Raw genomic sequence first — 1,605 nt, 5'->3', positions numbered from 1 at the left:
ACGAGCTCAAAAGAGAAGAAAAAAGAAAAGAAAAAAAAGAAAAAAAGAAAGAAAAAGAGTTGAAGCCGAAAAACGGGGTAATTCAACTCTTATTCAAATATCAGTTGTTGAAATGCTAGTTTTATTTCTGTAAGTTGGTATATCTGATGTGTAACTTCTTCAAGAGGATATTTTTCATCTTGTATTTTTATGTAATTTGCTCTTGTTGCCTTTAAGCATGTTGCTATAATTCCTGCTTGGCCTGATATACACCATCTTTTTTTCTGTGGTTCCATCCATATTTTTAAGCCATGCGCTTGGAAAAGTTTTATTATTTCTTCATCTGTCATAATTCTGTATTGACTTTTGATTCTTTGGTCAGAACGTTTTTTTTCGCTGCTCGTTCTCTTTCAAGTTGCAATACTTGGCTGTATGAAAGTAGTCCTTTGGGTAGTTGAGGGTGTTCGTAGACGGTAAGTTTTCCGTTTTTAACTTTCCGTGATATTTGGCTTTCTGATATACCGCTGATTAATGCCGCGATTTTTTGCGTAATGAGTGCGCCGGCAATCGCGGATTTTTCTATATACCATTTTCGGAAGTCGTTTTCTTGTTCCATATTTTCCCTCTGAAGCAATATACTACAAGAATAAAAAAACACAAAATTTATGCAATTTTACTTGCACAAGAAAAATTGCGTGCTATTTTGTTCTTAATGCAAGAATAATTGCATTGTTGATAATAAAAAAACTTCAACTTTTTTTGAAAGGGGTATCGAAAATGGCTTTTACCGGAACTTTGACTGAATGTCGAATCACTTCCTTTGAGCAGATTGTGGATGATCGCGATAAAACAAAAGTCACGCATTTCGCCATTATTCAAGAAAAATGGGGAGATGCGAAGTGGATCAAGCTGCTTGATCCGAATCAGCGTGAACTCTTTCCCGTGATGCACGAAGGAACTGCAACTTTTGAACTGGCCTTTGTACGTCAGAATGTGATCACTGAAAGGGATGGTCGTGATAAGGCCAAGTCGGAAGTAAATCCGAAGATTCTTGCTCTGTTGGATTTCAAACCTGCGAAGTAAGGGGGCAGGGGGTATGCCTGACGCTAAAGCAATGTTCCGCGATGCAACAAACATCGGAGCGTTTATTAAAGAATTTGGCTATGGTGAAGGGCATACCTTTTTCATGACTACAACTTTTAAAGATAATATCGATAAATTGGTCTGCGCAATGGCGTTTAATGTGTTTCGTACCTTCCTGAATAAAGAATCTGTACGCTATGCGCATGGCCTGACTGATGCGCCATTTCACTATATCGCAGTATGGGAACAGCATAAAAAAGGCGGTTGGCATCTGCATATTTTAGGTCATATCGATGGTGCTACAACTTCAAAACTCCGTGCCGTGATTCGGCATTTCTTGAGCGTTACGTCAACTGCTGTCGGGTTTATTAATGTAAAGTGGACGTATGGGCATGACGCTTGTGGTATCAAAAAATATATGACGAAATATCTGTTTAAAGATACCGGGAAGCGTATTAAGGGGGTTCGATATATCAACTATTCTAGAAACTGGATGCGGCAATGTTGCTTGCCTTTTAGCTGGTTCGGTGGTCAGGCGGCAAT

Annotated in this window: 3 protein-coding genes; 2 read left to right on the top strand and 1 reads right to left on the bottom strand. The window is 38.8% G+C overall.

What is annotated here, in order from left to right:
- Positions 1–325 precede the first annotated feature (325 nt).
- Positions 326–595: a hypothetical protein gene (locus tag C8D82_RS20950; protein ID WP_133245330.1), complete on the bottom strand. Its 270-nt coding sequence runs from the start codon at positions 593–595 to the stop codon at positions 326–328.
- Positions 596–756: 161 nt separating this feature from the next.
- Between C8D82_RS20950 and C8D82_RS20440 the strand changes: the two genes are divergently transcribed.
- Both C8D82_RS20440 and C8D82_RS20435 read left to right on the top strand, forming a co-directional pair.
- The gene (locus C8D82_RS20440; protein ID WP_116886140.1) at positions 757–1,062 is read left to right on the top strand and encodes a hypothetical protein; all 306 of its coding nucleotides are present in this window, start codon (positions 757–759) and stop codon (positions 1,060–1,062) included.
- Positions 1,063–1,075: 13 nt separating this feature from the next.
- On the top strand, positions 1,076–1,605 hold a 530-nt coding region (locus C8D82_RS20435; protein WP_207776209.1), incomplete at its 3' end, for a rolling circle replication-associated protein.

Origin of the sequence: Victivallis vadensis (assembly GCF_003096415.1) — a bacterium.
Taxonomy (GTDB): domain Bacteria; phylum Verrucomicrobiota; class Lentisphaeria; order Victivallales; family Victivallaceae; genus Victivallis; species Victivallis vadensis.
The sequence above is the reverse complement of the archived record's forward strand: the minus strand, read 5'-3'. Positions and strand labels throughout refer to the sequence as shown.